This is a genomic window from Pseudomonas sp. Van50 (assembly GCF_055390755.1).
Window position 1 is genome coordinate 4,128,363 of sequence record NZ_AP024343.1, and the last position, 18,081, is coordinate 4,146,443.

Below are 18,081 nucleotides of genomic sequence, written 5' to 3' on the forward strand. Positions count from 1 at the left end.
CTTACAACTGCCAGGAGCCAATGTCGGCATTCACGCCGTCGCCATCAGGCTGGCCGTCGGCCCCCAGGGAAAAGATATCGACTTCGCCGTTGGCACCGGGGTTGAGGTAGTTGTAGGGGCGGCCCCAAGGGTCGTTGGGCAGGCGCTCGAGGTAGGAGCGCCAGGTGCCGTTTTTCGCATCGGCCGGTTTCTCCACCAGCACCTTGAGACCCTGGTTCATGCTCGGGTAACTGCCGTGGTCCAGGCGATACAGCTTCAAGGCTTGCATCAGGCCGCCAATGTCCTGTTTCGCCGCCGTTGCCCGCGCCTGGTCGGGGCGGTCGAGGACCTTGGGCACCACCATCGCCGCCAGGATGCCGAGGATCACCACCACGACCATGATTTCGATCAGGGTGAAACCCCGCTGCCCGCGAGGGCCTTGGGAACGGGCGTTGTAACGGGCGATCTGCATCTCGACGGTCCTTCGCTGGATTCGATTCGAGGCGCAGTGTTGCAAGAAAATATGTCAGTGATATTGAAATTGCTCAGGAGCTTGCGTCGTCAATCGGTCACGAACGCCGGCTACCCTTGAAGGCTGCCCTCGCACCCGAGCCCGCGCCATGCCACGCCCTGCTCCGCAAGCCGGCTTCACCCTGATCGAAGTGCTGGTGGCCCTGGCGATCATCGCCGTGGCCATGTCGGCCGCCGTGCGCGTGGCGGCGGTGATGACCCAGAGCAACGGCCTGCTGCGGGACAAATCCATCGCCCTGCTGGCCGCTCGCAGCCAACTGGCGCAGTTGCGCCTGGAAGGCCGTTTTGCCCAGGGTTCCAAAGTGTTCGAATGCGACCAGGGGCGCTTGCTGCTGCGCTGCGAACAGACCCTGCGCCCGGCGGAAAACGGCCGGCTGCTGCGGGTTGAACTGAGCGTGTCGGACCGCAGTCGCGAAGCCCCGCCGCTGGCTCGGCTGGAGACGTTGGTCAGCCGGGACAAACCTTGAATGGTGTGGATTAACACATCCTCTGTGACGAGGGGTTTATCTGTGGGAGCAAGGCTTGCCCGCGATGCAGGCGCCTCATTTCCTCGGAGACTGCACCGTCTTCATCGCGGGCAAGCCTTGCTCCCACAGCGAGGGCAAAACCACCGAATCCGGCAGCCGGGCCAGGGCCAGACGGGTCTGCTCATTGCCACGTTCGATGACCACCGCCTGCGCCTCGATCGCCACCAACCGTACGCCTTGGGCCACCCTTTCACCCACCAGGAAACTGCGCGGCGGCCCGTCGTTGAGGCTGAGGATCGCCACGGCGGCGTGGGTACCGGCCAGCACGCCGCTGACCTTGATGTCCACCGGTGCCGGCTGGTTGGAGAACCATTGCAACGCCGGGTTATCGGAACGCTCGGCCATGCGCTGCGGGGCGACGTCCGGCGTGCGCGACTCGGCCGAGGTGAGCAGCAGCGAAGACCAGGTCGCCACCCCGGCCAACGCCGCCAACAAGCCCACGACCTGGACGATTTGCGCCGGGGACACACGCTCGATGAACGCCATGGCCTGAATCTCCTTTTTTTGATTCCAACTTGCAGCGTACGCGTCAATTCTCTCCGTTTTATTTCACATCCCTATCATCTTCACCGTGCAGGATGACGCTCACGCAAAGGAGCGCACATGAACCTCGGCAAGCAACGCGGTTTTACCCTGATCGAATTGATGGTGGTGCTGGTGATCATCGGCATCGCCAGTGCCGCCGTGAGCCTGAGCATCAAGCCGGACCCGTTGAAGTTGCTGCGCCAGGATGGCGAACGGCTGGTGCAGCTGTTGCAACTGGCCCAGACCGAAGCACGCAGCGACGGACGGCCGATTACCTGGCGCTGGGATGCCAAGGGCTTTGGCTTCAGTCGCCGCGCGGACCGGGGCACCGGGGTCGATCGCTTCGAGGACGACCCGCAACTGCGCCGACGTCGCTGGCAGAGTCCGTCGATGGAAGTGCGCGTAGAACCCAGGCAGCGGGTCGTGTTGAATGCCGAATGGATCGGCGAACCCTTGCAGATCCGCTTGTCGGACGGCCAGAACAGTCTCACTGTGCAACGCAGTGCCGCCGGGCGGGTGCAACTCCAATGAGCGCCCGGGAGAAAGGCTTCACCTTGCTGGAAGTGATGGTGGCGATCCTGCTGATGGCGGTGGTCAGCCTGATCGCCTGGCGCGGGCTGGACAGCGTGACCCGTGCCGACAGCCATTTGCAGGCCAGTACCGAGCAGACCGAAGCGCTGCTGCGGGTGTTGAACCAACTGGAGCGCGACGTGGCCCTGCGCGCCAGCATCGAGCTGAGTGAACCGGTCAAACCCGGCGTCGACGACCAGCCTTCGACCGCCCCGCCTGCTCTCACCGTGCGCAGCACCGAAGGTCGGGGCTTTCGCCTGGATGTGATCCGCGTGGCGGCGGCCCAGGAAGGCGAGCTGCAACGGGTGCGCTGGTGGCTCAAGGGCGACACGCTTTACCGCGCCCAGGGCCAGGCCCGCAACCGCTACCCCCTGCCCGCACCCGGCCCGGGCGTGGCCGTGCTCAGTGACGTCAGCGACGCCGGCCTGCGGTACTGGGACACGGAAAAAGGCTGGCGCAAACTCAGCGGCAACCGCCAGGAAAACCCGACGGGCATCGAGGTCAGCCTGACTCGCCAGACACCTCAGGGGGCCGAAACGTATCGACAGGTGTTGGGGCCGCTGGATTAGGCGGTTACTGGAGGACCTTCAAGGCCAGAGCCCAACACAGGCCCCTTGCAGGAGTAAGCTCGCGATAGCGGTGGGTCAGCTTGCATCTGGATTGAGTGTGCCGCCCTCATCGCGAGCAAGCTCAGCTCCCACAGAGGATTGTGGGCGGATGCTGAATCTGTGGGGCCCCACGAACTCCTGTGGGAGCTGAGCTTGCTCGCGATGAGGCCCGCCAGGCATCGCCGGCCTCAGCTCAGCACCACCACCCCACCCGGCAACTCGGTGCATTTGGCGCCGTAGGCATCGCGGATCAACAGCGCCACGCCCGCCAACTGGTCGAGGCGAAACCGTGCCTGGACCTTACGCTGGCCCAGTTCGCGGTTGAGCAGCAGCAACATGCCGGGACGGTAGCGGTTGATTTCATCGATGACGCTGGCCAGGGTCGCGTCGTTGAACACCAGCACCTGCTCACGCCAGGCAATGGCGGCCGACACATCGGCACGCTTGGGCGCGCCCACCTGGTGAGGCTCGTAAGTCAGTTGCATGCCCGGTTCCAGGCGAAACCGCTGGCCTTGCACCTCGACCTGCACCACGCCCTCCAGGCAGGTCGCGCAGACGCTCTGGCCGGTGTAGCGGATGTTGAAGCGTGCCCGGGCGGCGCTGATCCAACCGGTGCCGGCCTGGACGCTGACCACCTGGGCACTGCGCCCCTGCACTTCAATTTCGCCACTGAGCAATTCCAACCCTTGCCCGCCATCGGCCAGCGCGCGACGGCTGAGACGGGTCTGGGTGTTGAGCTCCAGGCTGACGCCCTCGCCCCATTCCACTCGGCGCTGTTCGCCGACCTCGGTGATGTAGTCGGCCCCCAGCCCGGAAACACCGCCGGGCACCGTGGCGCGGATCAACAGGAAAGCCGCCGATGCCGCGAGGGCGCCACCCAACAACGCCCGACGGCCGAAATGCCGAGGCGCCTGCAACGCTGCAGCGGCGGGTTGCAGCCCATGCCACAGCGCCTTGGCCTGTTCAAAGGCCTGCGCATGTTCGGGACTTTGCCCGCACCACAGGCGCAAGGCCCGGGCATCGGCCACGGTGGCGCGTCCCGAGGTCAGCAGGATCAGCCAATCTCGGGCCTCGCTGGCCAATCGGGCCTGGGGCGTGGCATCAGGGGAAGCGATGCTGAAGATGTTCAAGCGCACACACACTCATGAAAGGGTCGGGTCTCTACTCTCAAGACGGTTTTCCCGCGCCGGGACCGAACCGCTGAATGACTTTTCTTTCCAGGCGCAGGGCGCAATGCCCCAGCGCCGCCTTGATTTCCTTTTCCACCATGCGCGTGGAAATACCGAAGCGCTGGGAGATTTCCAAGTGCGGCGCTTCTTCCAGGCGGGCGGCGATGAAAATCCTGCGACGGCGCGCCGGCAGTTCGTACAAGGCCTTGAGCAAGGTCTGCAACTCCTTCTGCCCGCCGACCACCCGCGCCGGGTCCAGCGCCTCATCCGAGACCTGCAGCAATTCCTCGATTTCATCCCCCGTGAGCAAGCGCGCATCGGCCTGCCGACGGTCGGCGGCGATGTTCAGGGCCATGCGGTACAGATAGGCATTGGGCTGGGCGATGTCCGGCGTGTCGACCATGCGATCGACCCGCAAGTAGGTTTCATGCAGCACGTCGTTGGCCAGCTCCTCGGAGCCCAGACGCCTGCGCAGGCGCACCCTGAAATCCTCATAGGAGGTGAGGAACAACTTCACCAACGGGCTGCGACCGACGTCTTTCATCGCCCGGACACCCCTTCCCCTGTCATGCATTCCATGCTTTTTCCTGATGAGTCGGGTAACAAAAGCAGGGTCACCGGCTGGCGCAACGAACTGGGCGCCGGACGGTCGATCCTGAGGTTCTGCAAACTGTTGACCAAGGCCTTGTCCCGCATCAGGTCGCCCGTGGAACTGACCAGGCGGCTGTGCTGGACCACGCCGTCCCGGCCGATCCAGACTTGCAGCACCGCCCGAAAACTGCCCGGACGGGTCAACGGTGAACGACATAAATTGCGTTGGATGACCGTCTGGATGGCTGCCGCGTAGTTGCTGTCACTCAAGCCCGGGGTGACACCGGCAGGCAGTGGCACCTCGCGGACCCGCACCGGCTGCAACGTGAACGCATCCGCCCGGGCATAATGCGCCGCCAGCCCGGTACCGCTGAGCAACACCCGCAACCCTTCGGAGGGGGTGAACCGCCCCTGCACACCCAGCGTCTGGCGCTGGCTCGACAGCTGGTGATCCACCAGCACCGCCATGCCCGTCGCGCGACTGAACTGCTCCAGCGCCGTGGTCAGTTCCTGGGGCGCGATGTCCAGGTCCACCAGGCCCACCGCCTGGATCGGCCCGACCAGCAGACACAGCAACACCATCAGCCACCCCAAGGGCGCCCTGGTCAATCCACGTCCGCGTCCGCCCCTGGCTCTGCCCTGCTGCACGACTGACGTATCCGTTGAAAATCGTCATCCTGAGGGGTGTTTATGAATGTCGTATGACAACTGATACAAATCCTCCAGGCCACACTAGACTGATGCCCTGACAACGCACCGTCCGCTGCGACGGGCCAGGAGGTCGGAGATGAAACAGTGGATGAACATGATGGCAGGCCTCGGGCTGTTCATGGCCTTGCCCTGGGCCCAGGGCGAAGAAGCCCCGGCCTGTATCGAGGTGACCGTGGGGGGTTACAAGACCCCCGACTACAACTGCCTGAGTCGGCAGATGGGCAACGACCCCCAGGCCGCGAAGGCGGCGCAACGGGCCCAGGACGCCATGAATGTGCCGGTCAACGAACGCGCACCGAACAGCATCGGCCTGGCCACCCCGGCGGCCACGGGGGTGCGCATGGGCAATACATTCGGCACTTCGGTCAAGCCCCAGCGGCCGCCGACGCCCGCCGACAATTAGCCTTTGCTCAACATCAAACCGCGTTATCGTTCATCGCGAGCAAGCTCGCTCCCACATTGATCCGGGAGAAACACAAAACTCCTGTTCAGACCCACCCCATGTGGGAGCGAGCTTGCTCGCGATAGCGGCCTGCCAGGCGCTAAACGACTGAAAACTCAGCCCCCCGGACTCTGGCGAAAACTCACCGCCAGCCGGTTCCAGCTGTTGATGGTGCTGATCGCCAGGGTCAGGTCCACCAGTTCTTCCTCGCTGAAGCAGGCCCGGGCCTGGGCATAGACGTCATCGGGCACCTGGCTTTCAGCCAACAGCGTCACCGCCTCGGTCCAGGCCAGGGCGGCGCGTTCGCGAGCCGTGAAGAAACCGCTGTCGCGCCATACCGCCAGCGCGTAGAGCCGCCGCTCGGTCTCGCCCTGGCGTCGTGCCTCCACCGAATGCATGTCGGTGCAGAAGGCACAGCCATTGAGTTGCGAGGCGCGGATCTTGATCAGGTGCAGCAGCGCCGGTTCGATACTCAGGCGACTGGTCAGGGCTTCCAGGCCGATCATGGCTCGCATCGCCCCGGGGGATGCGGTGTAGTAATCCAGACGCGGGCTCATGGCGGGCTCCGTGGTGTTCGAGACCTTCACGGTAGGCCCTGGTGCCGGGCAATGACAGGTCCAATTCGGCGAAAAAACCGGGGACAAGTCCAATGGACGGGATTTTCCCCACGCAACTTCTATGCAGTCGCACAATGCGGGTAATCTTGCGCCTTTGACGCCGGCCACCGAACAATCGCCCAGGAGCTTGCGGGTATGGAACTTCATGTTGTCATCAACGGCCGCAAGGACCTGTCGGGCCAGTTGTATCAACAATTGCGCAGCGCCATCGAGAGCGGTCGCCTGGCCGCCGGTACCCAACTGCCGCCCAGTCGCCTGCTGGCCGAGCAACTGGGTGTCTCGCGCAAGACCGTCTCCGACACCTACGCCCAATTGACCTACGAGAACTTCCTCACTGGCATCATCGGCAAAGGCACCTACGTCAATGCGCGGCCGGCCAAAGTCGTGCGCAAGCAAAGTCACCGCGAGCTGGCCGGTGCCGACGTCGTCGAGGCCTGGCGCACCATGCCGGACCTGATGCGCCACCCCACCCTCGAAGGTGCGTTGCGCTACGACTTCATCGGCGGCGCCACCGGCAAGGGCCAGTTTCCGCTGGACGACTGGCGGCGCTGCACCGCCCACGCCCTGCGCCAGATCGCCAGTGCCAAGGGTTTCTACAGCCAGCCCGAAGGCCTGCCGTCGCTGCGCAATGCCATTGCCCGGCACATCGCCTTTTCCCGCGGGGTCAATTGCCAGGACGAAGACGTCGTGGTGTGCAACGGCGCGCAACAGGCCCTGGACCTGATCTCGCGGGTGTTGACCCGTCCCGGCAGCCTGGTGGCCATGGAAGATCCGGGTTATCCGCCGGCGCGCTTGCTGTTCGGCTCCCAGGGCGCCACGGTGGCCGGGGTGCCGGTGGACGAGCAAGGCATGCGGGTAGACCTGATTCCCGACGGCACGCGGCTGATTTATGTGACGCCCTCTCACCAATTTCCCCTGGGCATGCCCATGAGCCAGGCCCGCCGCGAGGCCTTGCTGGCGCGGGCCTATGAGCTGGGGGCGATCATCATCGAAGACGACTACGACAGCGAATTCCGCTACGAAGGCCGGCCCGCCGATTCATTGCAGAGCCTGGATGAGCGCGGGATCGTCGCGTACGTCGGCACCTTCTCCAAGACCCTGTTGCCGGAGCTGCGGCTCGGCTACGCGATCCTGCCGCCGGCGATCCTCGAAGCGGTGATCCTGGCCAAGCGCCTCACCGACCAGCACACCTCCACCCTGCCCCAATGGGCCCTGGCCAAGTTCATCGCCGAGGGCTGCCTGCTCAAGCACATCCGCCGCTGCCACACCCTGTACGCTGGGCGTCGCGAGCGGATCCTGGCGCGCATGGCCGGGGACTTGTCGCCCTGGTTCGAGGCCGTGCCCACCACCGCGGGCTTTCATATGGCCGTGTTGTGCAAGGTCCCGGTGGATCTGGCGCTGGTGATCGAGCTGGCGAAAAAAGCCGAGGTCGGGCTCTACAGCCTCGACGGTTTTTTCAATGATGTGCCCGTGCGGCCGGGCCTGTTTTTCGGTTTCGGCGCTATCGAAACCCTGGACATCGACATCGCCCTCGACCGTTTGCGCGACATTCTGCAGCAGGTGGCCTGAGGATTGGACTGGGCATTTATCCGCCCATTGGCTGTTTGAGCCTCGCGCCGCCAGGCCTATCCTGCACGGGTGTCATTACTCGTGAACACCTCCGTCCGACTTGATTCAGGAGTCTGAAAAATGTCTCGCCAAGTGATCAATACCGTACAGGTGCAAGCCGCCGCCGGGCGCTCGGAAGATCTGGGCCGGCAATTGCAGCAGATCGTCGAAACCCTGCGTGCCCTGCCAGGCTGCGACGCCTATATGGTCGACCGTTGCCCGGACGATGGCGACCGCTGGAACGTCAGCGCCCGCTGGCAATCGGAGGCGGCCATGCAAGCCCACTTCAACTGTCCGGAAGTGCAAGGTTTCATCAGCCTGATCGACAACCGCCTGGCCCGAAGCGTGGATTTCAATAGTTTTCCGGTTGTCTGAGCGCTCTTGACCTGTGGCGAGGGAGCTTGCTCCCGCTCGGCTGCGCAGCAGTCGTAAACCGGCTGATGCGGTCTGCCTGGACAGTGGCGGCGTTCCGGTTGGGGCGGCTTCGCCACCCAGCGGGAGCAAGCTCCCTCGCCACGGGGGTACGGGCCAGCCTGATGGAAATTTGCCACCCAACCATTGGTCTACCCACCTTCCGAAAGATTGGACGTTTGCTTGCCCCACCCTGGGGCTTAGGGTGAACCCATCGCCGCGACAGCGCGAAATCACTCGAAATCACCAAGGTCCATGCCCCATGAAAACCCTCTATCTGATCGCCGCCCTCAGCCTGCTGCCCATTACCCAAGCCTACGCCCACGAAGCTGCGCCTTCGGAGAAGGTCACGGTGTTGCAGGAACAACGGCTGAAAAACGTTCCAGGCAAAAAAGCCATGATGCTGACCGTCAACTATGCCCCCGGCCAAGCGTCCATTGCCCACAAACACGAAGGCACGGCCATGGCCTATGTGCTGGAAGGCGCCATCACCTCCCAGGTCAAGGGCGAGCCGGCGAAGACCTACAAGGCCGGGGAGTTCTGGTATGAAGCGGCGGGTTCCGAGCACCTGGTGTCGAAAAACGCCAGCACGAGCCAACCGGCGAAATTGCTGGTGTTCATGGTGATGGGAGAGGATGAAGCGGTGTTGATCCCACTGAAAAACTAACAGTCGCACTACAAGCCATCCTGTGGGAGCGAGCTTGCTCGCGATGGCGGTGTATCAGTCAAGTTCAATGTCGCTGACCCACCGCTATCGCGAGCAAGCTCGCTCCCACAGGGGTCCACAGTGAATCTTTAAAGCCAAAAAAAAGCCCCGCATCTCTCAATGCGGGGCTTTTTCATTCAACGCCGGATCAGTCGGGCAACACGACCGACTGACCACTCAACGCCAGGTCCAGCAATTCGCGGTTGGCGACCGCGTACATGGCGTAGTCGGTACCGCTGGCGGCACGGATGTCCACCAGCATGGCGCGCCAGCGCTCGACCATTTCGTGATGCTGTTCAAGCCACAGCGCCAGGCGGGTTTCCACGTCCTGGGAACCGTCGCCCTCTTGCAGAACCGAGATGGTGATCGCCCGTTGCTGCCAGTCGACGTCATCGCGGAACGCTTCACGGGCCAGGGCCTGCCAGTTGTTTTCCACCGGCAATGCGCTGATCTGTTGCAGGTACCAGGTGATGTCCAGGGCACTGCCCACGGCGAAGTAAGCCTTGGCCACATCGGCGGCGTTCTGGCCGGTGACGTCGGACGCCTCGATGATCGGCAGCAAGGTGTACAGGTGCGTGGTGCCGGCAACCATGCGCGCCAGCAACTCCGGCACGCCAGCGGCCACATAGGCCTGGTAACGGGTCTGCCAGCCTTCACGGGTCGGACCTTCCAGCAGTTCGTCGAGCTTGAGGCCCAACGCGGCCAGGTGCGGACCGAAGTGAGCGACGTCACGGGCAGCGTTCTGCTCGTTGCGACGGCTGCGCAGGAACCAGCGCGTGGCGCGACGGCCCAGGCGCATCAGCTCGTCCATCAGCTCCAGTTGCACATCAGCCGAGACCTGGTGATCCAGGGCTTCGATCTGCCGGAACCAGTGCGGGAGGTGGAAGATATCGCGCACGATCACATAGGCACCGGCCACGTTCGCCGGGCTCATGCCCGTCGACTCCTTGAGCCGTTGAACGAAGGTGATACCCATGTGGTTGACCAGGTCGTTGGCGATCTGGGTGCTGACGATCTCGCGCTTCAGGCGATGGCGACGCATGGCCTCGGAGAACTTGCTCACCAGCGTCGGCGGGAACGCGGTTTCCATGTCACGGGTCAGGTAATCGTCGTCCGGTACCAGGGAGTTGAGCAGCGCTTCCTTGAGGTCGATCTTGCTATAGGAGATCAGTACCGACAGTTCGGCACGGGTCAGGCCGTGGCCCGCCGCGACACGTTCGGCCAGTTGCTCTTCAGTCGGCAGGAACTCGATGGCGCGGTCCAGCTTGCCCCGGGCTTCCAGATCGTTCATCAGACGCTTGTATTCGGCGATCCGCACGAAGGCGCGGCGTGCCGCCAGGGACAGGGCCTGGGTCTGCTTGTAGTTGTTGCCCAACACCAGGCCACCGACTTCGTCGGTCATGCTCGCCAGCAACTGGTTGCGTTGCTTGTCGGTCATGTCGCCGGCCTGCACCACTTCGTTGAGCAGGATCTTGATGTTCACTTCGTGGTCGGAGCAGTCCACGCCGCCCGCGTTGTCGATGAAGTCGGTGTTGGAACCGCCACCATTGAGGCCGAACTCGACGCGACCCAGTTGGGTCATGCCCAGGTTACCGCCCTCGCCCACGACCTTGCAGCGCAGTTCGTTGCCGTTCACACGCAGCGCATCGTTGGCCTTGTCGCCGACATCGGCGTGGCTTTCGGTGCTGGCCTTGACGTAGGTGCCGATACCGCCGTTCCACAACAGGTCCACCGGCGCCTTGAGCAAGGCGTTGAGCAACTCGGTCGGGGTCAGTTTGTCGGCCGTGATGTCGAAGCGCTCTTTCATCTGCGGCGAGATGGCGATGCTCTTCGCGCTGCGCGAGAAGATACCGCCGCCTTCGGACATGATGCTGGTGTCGTAGTCGGTCCAGGCCGAACGCGGCAGGTCGAACAGGCGCTTGCGCTCGGCAAAGCTGTTGGCAGGCTCCGGGTTCGGGTCGATGAAGATGTGCAGATGGTTGAAGGCCGCGACCAGTTGCAGCTTGTCGGACATCAACAAGCCGTTGCCGAACACGTCGCCGGCCATGTCGCCGACGCCGACCACGGTGATGCTGTCTTCCTGGACATTGATGCCGCGCTCGCGGAAGTGGCGCTGCACGCCGACCCACGCGCCCTTGGCGGTGATGCCCATTTTCTTGTGGTCGTAGCCGGCCGAACCGCCGGAGGCGAACGCATCGCCCAGCCAGAAGCCGTAGTCGATGGCGATGCCGTTGGCGATGTCGGAGAAGGTCGCAGTGCCCTTGTCCGCCGCGACCACCAGGTACGGGTCATCGTCGTCATGGCGCACGACGTTGGCCGGCGGTACCAGCGCGCCGTCCTTCAGGTTGTCGGTGATGTCCAACAGGCCCGAGATGAAGATGCGGTAGCAGGCGATGCCTTCGGCCGCGATCTCGTCCCGGCTGCCGCCCAGCGGCAGGCGACGTGGCAGGAAACCGCCCTTGGCGCCCACCGGCACGATCACCGAGTTCTTCACTTGCTGGGCTTTTACCAGGCCCAGCACTTCGGTGCGGTAGTCTTCTTCACGGTCGGACCAGCGCAGGCCACCGCGGGCAACGTTGCCGAAGCGCAGGTGCACGCCTTCGACCCGTGGCGAGTAGACGAAGATCTCGAACTTCGGTACGGGCTTGGGCAGTTCCGGGATCAGGTGCGGGTTGAACTTGAAGCTGAAGTAGGACTTGTTCTGGCCGTTGGCGTCGGTCTGGTAGAAGTTGGTCCGCAGGGTGGCCTTGATCAGGTCCAGGTAGCGACGCAGGATGCGGTCTTCGTTGAGCACCTGGACGTCGTCCAGGGCCGAGAGGATCGCCTGCTCCAAGCGCAGTTGCTTGTCTTCCAGGTCATCGCCGCTGAGCTTGCGCGCCAGGTAGAAGCGGGTCTTGAACAACCGGGTCAGTTCGCGAGCGATGTCGGTGTGGTTGTTCAGGGTGCTGGCGATGTAACCCAGGTCGAAGCCCAGGCGGATCTGCTTCAGGTAACGGGCGTAGGCACGCAGCAGCGCCACGTCGCGCCATGGCAGGCCGGCGGTCAGCACCAGGCGGTTGAACGCATCGTTCTCGGCATCGCCACGCACGATGTGGACGAAGGCGTCCTGCAAGGTGTCGTTGAGTTGCTGGATGTCCAGGTCCAGGCCTTCGGCGGCGGTGAACGCGAAATCATGAATCCAGAACTCGCGGCCGTTGGTGTGGCGCAGGCGATACGGGAATTCACCCAGCACGCGCAGGCCGAGGTTTTCCAGGATCGGCAGCACGTCGGACAGCGCCAGCGGCGTGTCGGCGTGATACAGCTTGCAGTGCAGCTCGCGCTGGCCGGAGACCTGGCCCAGCGGCTGGTAGAAGCTCATGACCAGCGGGTTCTTTTCGTTCAGGTTCAGCAGGTGCTGCATGTCGACCACGGCCGAGTGCGCGGCAAAGCGCTCGCGGTAGCCGGCCGGGAAGCCTTTCGGGAAATCCGACAGCACGTTGGTGCCCTGGGCTTCGCCGAAGCTTTCGATGACCAGGCTGGCGTAGTCGTCCTTCCAGCTGCGGCAAGCCTGCACGACTTCTTTTTCCAGCAGCAGCGGGTCGATGTCCAGGCGGTTCTTCGGATCCACCCGCAGGATCAACTGCACACGGGCCAGTACGGATTCGGAGAAGAAGGTCCAGAACTCGCAGTCCGAGGCCTTCAGGCGATCCATCAGCACTTGCTGGATCTTCTGGCGCACTTCGGTGGAATAGATGTCACGTGGCACGTAGGCCAGGCAGTAGCAGAAACGGCCATACGGGTCTTTGCGCAGGAACACGCGGATCTTGTTGCGTTCCTGGATCTGCACGATGGACATGACAGTGCTGAACAGCTCGTCCACCGGGGTCTGGAACAGGTCGTCACGGGGCAGCACTTCGACCACCTGGGCCAGTTCCTTGCCCAGGTGCGCCTTGGCCTGGAAGCCCGAGCGACGCTCGATTTCCGCGACCTTGCGACGGATGTACGGGATGACCCGCACGCTCTCGCCATACACCGAAGAGGTGTACAGGCCCATGAAACGGGATTCCTTGATGACCTTGCCGCTGGCGTCGATTTCGCGGATCGACACATAGTCCGGGTAGGCCGGACGGTGCACGCGGCTCGGGTGCGCGGCCTTGGCGAACGACAACAGCGTCGGTTCGCGCAGGTAGGCGACAGCGTAGTCTTCGATGCGCAGGTCTTCGGCGGTCAGGCCGGCGCGCAGCAATTTGGTCAGGCCGAGGAACGAGTCGGGATCGTACTCGATGTGACCGCCGTCGGCCTCGTCGCGCACCACGAACTCTTCGTAGCCCAGGAAGGTGAAGTGGTTACCCACCAGCCATTCCAGGAAGCTCTTGATCTCGCTCTTTTCATCAGCGTCGATGGCGTAGGCGCTGCTGTTCAGGCTGTCGAGGATTTCCTGGACCTTGGCTTTCATCGGTTCGAAATCGGCCACGGCCACGCGCACTTCGCCCAGCACTTGCTCAAGTTCCTTGCTCAGGACGTTGAGTTCGGCGGCGTTGGCGCAGCGGTCGATTTCCAGGTACATCAACGACTCTTGCAGGATGTCGTCGCCCTGGGTGCCTTTTGGCAGGATTTCCAGCAACTCGCCCTTGCTGCCGCGACGCACGCTCAGCACAGTGGTTTGCAGGGTATGGATGCTGTAGCCGCGACGGTTCAGCTCGGTGCGGACCGAGTCCACCAGGAACGGCAGGTCGTGGTGCAACACTTCCACGGCCGTGTGGGTCGACTGCCAGCCATGGCGTTCGTAATCGGGGTTGTAGACACGCACCTGTGGTTGCGTGTGATCGAAGCGCTCAAGCAGGCGCCAGGCAGACAGGGTGCAGCCGGCGAGGTCGGACAACCGGCGCTGGGTAAGTTCATCGAGGGAAATGATGCCGAAGAATTGTTCAGCGAACAGCGCCACTTGTGGCAGTGCCTGTTCACTGATGTGCTGCGCCAGTGCCGCTTGCAGTTGGTGCTGGAAGTCGGCTTTGCTGGCTGCGGTGAAGAACGCCATCTGTGGTACTCCGCTTGGGCTTGTTATTGATTGAAGCGTCGCGTGCAACCCCTGCGGGGCTGTCGGCCATCCCGTTCCTGATTCTCGGGCAGAGGAAACAGGATGACAGGTGGGTGAAGCTGGACAGGACCCGCAGGTCACATCCTTTTCCATGTAATTTCATGTCATGGACACCTGCAAAAACCACCCTGGGGTGGCCTTGGCAGGTGCACATCCGTTGCGCAGCTTAACGAGTGCGACAACCTGCCTGCTTGCAGCGCTGCGACATATTCGGTCATCGGCTAGCTAAACAGCCGGTACGCACCGAACAACCCTAGCAGGCTGGGGGCCAAACGGCACCCCGAGGCAGTAAACCAGCAGAAAATCCTTCGGGCTGGCAGAATCCACTTTTTGCACCCCGCAGGTGCACTCGATCCTGGAGCCATCACCATGCAAATGACCACCGCCCTTCTGATCGCCAACCCGTGTGATGAAGAAGAAGACAACATGGCCATGCTCTGCTGCCACAGCGCCCAGGGCGAAATGTTCCTGATGACGCGCTACCCCGACGAAGACGAACTGGAAATCGCCCTCGATGGCGAACCCTCGACCCTGGAGGGCGTGAAGGTGACGCTGAGCCCAACCTTGCTCAGGATCGAAATCGCGGCGGCGGACGCCGATGCGCTCAATGGCGATGATGTGCTGGAAATCAGTCACAACAGTGATGCGGCGGACCTGGAGGAAGTGGAGTTGACTCTGCAGAACATTCTCCGGGGTACAGGGACCTATGTAAGGCAGGCCTGACGCCAGCGTTTTCATAGACGCCATCGCGAGCAAGCTCGCTCCCACAGGAATGGCGTCGTTCACCAATGTGTACAAGTCACCAGTGTGGGAGCGAGCTTGCTCGCGATGGCGGTGGCTCAGCTTGCATAGAGAGTGACCGTCATCTCCAAACCGCTCACGACGTGGCAACCGTCGGTCGCTCTCGTATCGAGACGCCCTTGACGGGCGACGGCGTTCTGAGGTTTCCTGAAACCGGTTTCAGAACCGCTGAACAACTCTAATAAACAGGTTTCTATCCGTGACTTCTTTCTCCGCCGCCCAGCGCAACCGCGTGACCATGCTCGACGTCGCCGAACGCGCCGGGGTCTCCAAGGCCAGTGTCTCGCGTTTCATTGGCGAAGACCGGGCCCTGCTCTCCGAGGCCATCGCCCGGCGCATCGAGCAGGCCATCAGCGAGCTGGGCTACCGGCCGAACCAGATGGCCCGCGGCCTCAAGCGCGGGCGCACACGCCTGATCGGCATGCTGGTGGCCGATATCCGCAACCCTTATTCGATTGCCGTAATGCACGGCGTGGAAACCGCATGCCGTCGCCATGGCTATAGCCTGGTGGTGTGCAACACCGACCGCGACGACGAGCAGGAACGCCAGCACCTGGCGCTGCTGCGCGCCTACAACATCGAAGGGCTGATCGTGAACACCTTGGGTCACCACCGTGACGAACTGTTCGAACTGCGCAGCGAAATGCCCCTGGTCCTGGTGGATCGCAAGGTCGATCGGCTCGACAGCGACCTGGTCGGGCTGGACAACCCGGCGGCCATCGAAATGGCCCTCGATCACCTCGAACAACGGGGCTACCGCGATCTGTTGCTGGTGACAGAACCGTTCGACGGCACCAGTTCGCGAATCGAGCGGGTCGAGAGTTTCAAGGCTGGTATCCAACGGCGGCCTGCCCTGGCCGGCACCGTGGTGGAAACCTCTGATCAGTTGACCACGCGTATCAAGGCCTTTCTTGCCCAGCCTGGCCATGGCCCCAAGGCGTTGTTCTGCGCCAATGGCATTGCCGCCCTGGCCGCCACGACGGTGTTGCGCGAGCTGGGTTGCCGCTTGTTCGACGACGTGGGCCTGATCGCCCTCGATGACTTGGATTGGTACCCCTTGGTGGGCAGCGGCATCACGGCCCTGGCCCAACCGACAGCGCAGATCGGCGCCAGCGCTTTCGAATGCCTGCTCAAGCGCTTGCGCGGTGACAACGGGCCTGTGCGGACCCTGGATTTTGCGGCGCGGTTGATTGAGCGTGGGTCGACGCTTGGGAATGGTCGGTGATGGTGAGGGCCCTATCGCGAGCAAGCTCGCTCCCACACGGGATCTGTGGCGCACTGAAGATCCCTGTGGGAGCGAGCTTGCTCGCGATGAGGCCCTAAAACACACCCCCTTTTTTTGAATAAAACTGAAACCGGTTTCAGAGGTACAACAACAATGCACAACCCACCCGTCTCCATCAGTCTTTCCAGCTACGGCGCCGACCTGGTGCGGCAGCATGGCCAAGGCCGCTTCATCGATCTGTTGGCCGCCGCCGGTGCCTCGCGCATCGAATGGCGCGAAGAATTGCTCACCACCGAACAGCCCGCTGAACTGGCCGCCGCTGCCCGGGCCCAGGGGCTGCAGAGTATTTTTTCGTCGCCCCTGGAACTGTGGCTCGCCGGCCAGTCCAGGCCCAACCCCGCCCTGGCGCTGGCCCTGCAACGCGGCGAGGCGTTCGGTTCGACCTGGCTGAAAGTCTCCCTCGGGCATTTCACCGACTCCAATGACCTCTCGGCGCTGGCCCAGGTGCTCGCCGCCAGCCCGGTGCAACTGCTGGTGGAAAACGACCAGACCTTGCAGGGCGGGCGAATCGAACCGCTGCAACGATTCTTCACCGCAGTGGAACACCAGGGGCTGCCCGTCGCCATGACCTTCGACATTGGCAACTGGCAATGGCAGGACCAATCGGCCGCCGTGGCCGCCCGCCAGCTCGGACGCTATGTGGCGTATGTGCACTGCAAGGCCGTGGCCCGGCGCGCCGACGGCAAACTCGTCGCCGTGCCTCCGGCCATGACCGACCTGCACGTGTGGGAACAACTGCTCAAGCACATGCCCGCCGGCGTGATGCGCGCCGCCGAATACCCGCTGCAAGACGATGACCTGCTGCAATTGACCGCCCGCCATGTCGCCACCCTGTCCCGCCTCGGGCAATCGCGTCAGGAGCCTGCCCATGTCTGAATTCGATGTGTTGTCGTTCGGCGAAACCATGGCCATGCTGGTGGCGGATCAGCGCGGTGACCTGGCCAGCGTCGACCAGTTCCACAAGCGCATTGCGGGGCCGACAGCAACGTGGCCATCGGTCTGTCGCGGCTGGGCTTCAAGGTGGCGTGGCTGAGTCGGGTCGGCGCCGACTCCCTGGGGCGCTTCGTGACGCAGACCCTGGAAAACGAGGGCCTGGATTGTCGTCACGTGGCGGTCGACCCGGAGCACCCCACCGGCTTCCAGTTCAAGTCCCTTACCGTCGATGGCAGCGACCCGCAAGTCGAGTATTTCCGGCGCAGCTCGGCGGCCAGTCATCTGTCGATCAGCTCCATCGCGCCTGCACTGCTTGACGCCCGTCACGTGCACGCCACCGGCATCGTCCCGGCGCTGTCGGGCACGGCCCGCGAGATGTCCTTTGAATTGATGAGCCGTATGCGCGCGGCCGGCCGCAGCCTGTCGTTCGACCCTAACCTGAGGCCAAGCCTATGGGGCAGCGAGTCGACGATGATCACTGCAATCAATCGCCTCGCCGCCCTCGCCCACTGGGTCTTGCCGGGGCTCGGCGAAGGCCGGCTGCTGACCGGTTTCGACGACCCGGCCGACATCGCCGCGTTCTACCTGGACCAAGGTGCCGAAATCGTCGTGATCAAGCTCGGCGCGGACGGCGCCTATTACCGCACGGCGCTGGACCAGGGTGTCATCCCCGGCGTGCCGGTGGCCCAAGTGGTGGACACCGTGGGCGCCGGTGATGGCTTCGCGGTGGGCCTGATCAGCGCATTGCTCGAAGGCCGGGCCATTACCGAGGCCGTGCAGCGCGCCAACTGGATTGGCAGCCGCGCGGTGCAGAGCCGTGGGGACATGGAGGGATTGCCGACGCGCCTTGAGTTATTGGCTGAATTTGAAACCGCCGATCGCGAGCAAGCTCGCTCCCACATGGCATCGAGTTAACCCCCTGTGAGAGCGAGCTTGCTCGCGATAGAGCCACCACAAAACACACCTGCTGCAAACAAAAACAACAAGCTC

17 protein-coding genes and 1 pseudogene are annotated in these 18,081 nt (G+C 63.4%); 11 read left to right on the forward strand and 7 right to left on the reverse strand.

Annotation, left to right across the window (positions count from 1 at the left end; genetic code table 11):
• Window position 1: 1 nt before the first annotated feature.
• On the reverse strand, window positions 2-451 hold the full coding sequence (gene gspG / locus ACZ5M5_RS17435) for a type II secretion system major pseudopilin GspG (protein ID WP_060742020.1): 450 nt from the start codon (window positions 449-451) through the stop codon (window positions 2-4).
• Between the two features lie 148 nt (window positions 452-599).
• On the opposite strand from gspG, the gene gspI reads away from it, so the two are divergent.
• Complete coding sequence (gene gspI, locus ACZ5M5_RS17440; RefSeq protein WP_060742019.1) at window positions 600-977, forward strand: type II secretion system minor pseudopilin GspI; 378 nt, start codon at window positions 600-602, stop codon at window positions 975-977.
• A gap of 75 nt (window positions 978-1,052) precedes the next feature.
• Here the strand turns inward: gspI and ACZ5M5_RS17445 are convergent, their stop codons facing one another.
• On the reverse strand, window positions 1,053-1,523 hold the full coding sequence (locus ACZ5M5_RS17445) for a type II secretion system protein N (RefSeq protein ID WP_192261336.1): 471 nt from the start codon (window positions 1,521-1,523) through the stop codon (window positions 1,053-1,055).
• A gap of 117 nt (window positions 1,524-1,640) precedes the next feature.
• Between ACZ5M5_RS17445 and gspH the strand changes: the two genes are divergently transcribed.
• Together gspH and ACZ5M5_RS17455 are read left to right on the forward strand one after the other, a co-directional pair.
• Window positions 1,641-2,093 carry a type II secretion system minor pseudopilin GspH gene (gene gspH / locus ACZ5M5_RS17450; RefSeq protein WP_092198312.1) on the forward strand — a complete coding sequence of 151 codons (453 nt, stop codon included), beginning with the start codon at window positions 1,641-1,643 and terminating at the stop codon, window positions 2,091-2,093.
• Window positions 2,090-2,701, forward strand: a complete 612-nt coding sequence (locus ACZ5M5_RS17455; RefSeq protein WP_092198309.1) for a PulJ/GspJ family protein — start codon at window positions 2,090-2,092, stop codon at window positions 2,699-2,701. Before gspH ends, ACZ5M5_RS17455 begins: the two co-directional genes overlap by 4 nt.
• 227 nt (window positions 2,702-2,928) lie before the next feature.
• Here ACZ5M5_RS17455 and ACZ5M5_RS17460 read toward each other — a convergent pair whose 3' ends face one another.
• The 3 genes from ACZ5M5_RS17460 to ACZ5M5_RS17470 are packed head-to-tail and all read right to left on the reverse strand — an operon-like array spanning window position 2,929 to window position 5,082.
• On the reverse strand, window positions 2,929-3,870 hold the full coding sequence (locus ACZ5M5_RS17460; protein ID WP_464739412.1) for a FecR family protein: 942 nt from the start codon (window positions 3,868-3,870) through the stop codon (window positions 2,929-2,931).
• Window positions 3,871-3,907: 37 nt separating this feature from the next.
• Entirely contained in the window at window positions 3,908-4,453 is a 546-nt protein-coding gene (locus tag ACZ5M5_RS17465; RefSeq protein ID WP_464737689.1) for a sigma-70 family RNA polymerase sigma factor, read from the reverse strand.
• Entirely contained in the window at window positions 4,450-5,082 is a 633-nt protein-coding gene (locus ACZ5M5_RS17470) for a secretin and TonB N-terminal domain-containing protein (RefSeq protein ID WP_464737690.1), read from the reverse strand. The genes ACZ5M5_RS17465 and ACZ5M5_RS17470 overlap by 4 nt, the downstream gene beginning before the upstream one ends.
• A gap of 205 nt (window positions 5,083-5,287) precedes the next feature.
• Between ACZ5M5_RS17470 and ACZ5M5_RS17475 the strand changes: the two genes are divergently transcribed.
• Window positions 5,288-5,614, forward strand: a complete 327-nt coding sequence (locus ACZ5M5_RS17475; protein ID WP_060742013.1) for a hypothetical protein — start codon at window positions 5,288-5,290, stop codon at window positions 5,612-5,614.
• A 155-nt stretch (window positions 5,615-5,769) separates the two neighbouring features.
• Here ACZ5M5_RS17475 and ACZ5M5_RS17480 read toward each other — a convergent pair whose 3' ends face one another.
• Window positions 5,770-6,210: a carboxymuconolactone decarboxylase family protein gene (locus ACZ5M5_RS17480; RefSeq protein WP_060742012.1), complete on the reverse strand. Its 441-nt coding sequence runs from the start codon at window positions 6,208-6,210 to the stop codon at window positions 5,770-5,772.
• 195 nt (window positions 6,211-6,405) lie between these two features.
• On the opposite strand from ACZ5M5_RS17480, the gene pdxR reads away from it, so the two are divergent.
• From pdxR to ACZ5M5_RS17495, 3 genes are all read left to right on the forward strand, one after another.
• Window positions 6,406-7,839, forward strand: coding sequence for a MocR-like pyridoxine biosynthesis transcription factor PdxR (pdxR, locus tag ACZ5M5_RS17485; protein WP_092473724.1), 1,434 nt, complete (start codon window positions 6,406-6,408; stop codon window positions 7,837-7,839).
• A 120-nt stretch (window positions 7,840-7,959) separates the two neighbouring features.
• Window positions 7,960-8,253 carry a putative quinol monooxygenase gene (locus tag ACZ5M5_RS17490; protein WP_060742010.1) on the forward strand — a complete coding sequence of 98 codons (294 nt, stop codon included), beginning with the start codon at window positions 7,960-7,962 and terminating at the stop codon, window positions 8,251-8,253.
• A gap of 298 nt (window positions 8,254-8,551) precedes the next feature.
• Entirely contained in the window at window positions 8,552-8,956 is a 405-nt protein-coding gene (locus ACZ5M5_RS17495) for a cupin domain-containing protein (protein WP_060742009.1), read from the forward strand.
• Between the two features lie 187 nt (window positions 8,957-9,143).
• Here the strand turns inward: ACZ5M5_RS17495 and ACZ5M5_RS17500 are convergent, their stop codons facing one another.
• Window positions 9,144-14,012, reverse strand: coding sequence for an NAD-glutamate dehydrogenase (locus ACZ5M5_RS17500; RefSeq protein WP_464737691.1), 4,869 nt, complete (start codon window positions 14,010-14,012; stop codon window positions 9,144-9,146).
• A gap of 429 nt (window positions 14,013-14,441) precedes the next feature.
• Here ACZ5M5_RS17500 and ACZ5M5_RS17505 point away from each other — a divergent pair, with 429 nt between their 5' ends.
• From ACZ5M5_RS17505 to ACZ5M5_RS17520, 4 genes and pseudogenes are all read left to right on the forward strand, one after another.
• Window positions 14,442-14,795, forward strand: coding sequence for a hypothetical protein (locus tag ACZ5M5_RS17505; protein WP_060742007.1), 354 nt, complete (start codon window positions 14,442-14,444; stop codon window positions 14,793-14,795).
• 277 nt (window positions 14,796-15,072) lie between these two features.
• On the forward strand, window positions 15,073-16,098 hold the full coding sequence (locus ACZ5M5_RS17510) for a LacI family DNA-binding transcriptional regulator (RefSeq protein ID WP_103309757.1): 1,026 nt from the start codon (window positions 15,073-15,075) through the stop codon (window positions 16,096-16,098).
• Between the two features lie 153 nt (window positions 16,099-16,251).
• Window positions 16,252-17,034, forward strand: coding sequence for an AP endonuclease (locus tag ACZ5M5_RS17515; RefSeq protein ID WP_464737692.1), 783 nt, complete (start codon window positions 16,252-16,254; stop codon window positions 17,032-17,034).
• A pseudogene (locus ACZ5M5_RS17520) lies at window positions 17,027-18,006 on the forward strand (sugar kinase). Before ACZ5M5_RS17515 ends, ACZ5M5_RS17520 begins: the two are co-directional and overlap by 8 nt.
• The last annotated feature ends 75 nt before the right edge of the window (window positions 18,007-18,081 follow it).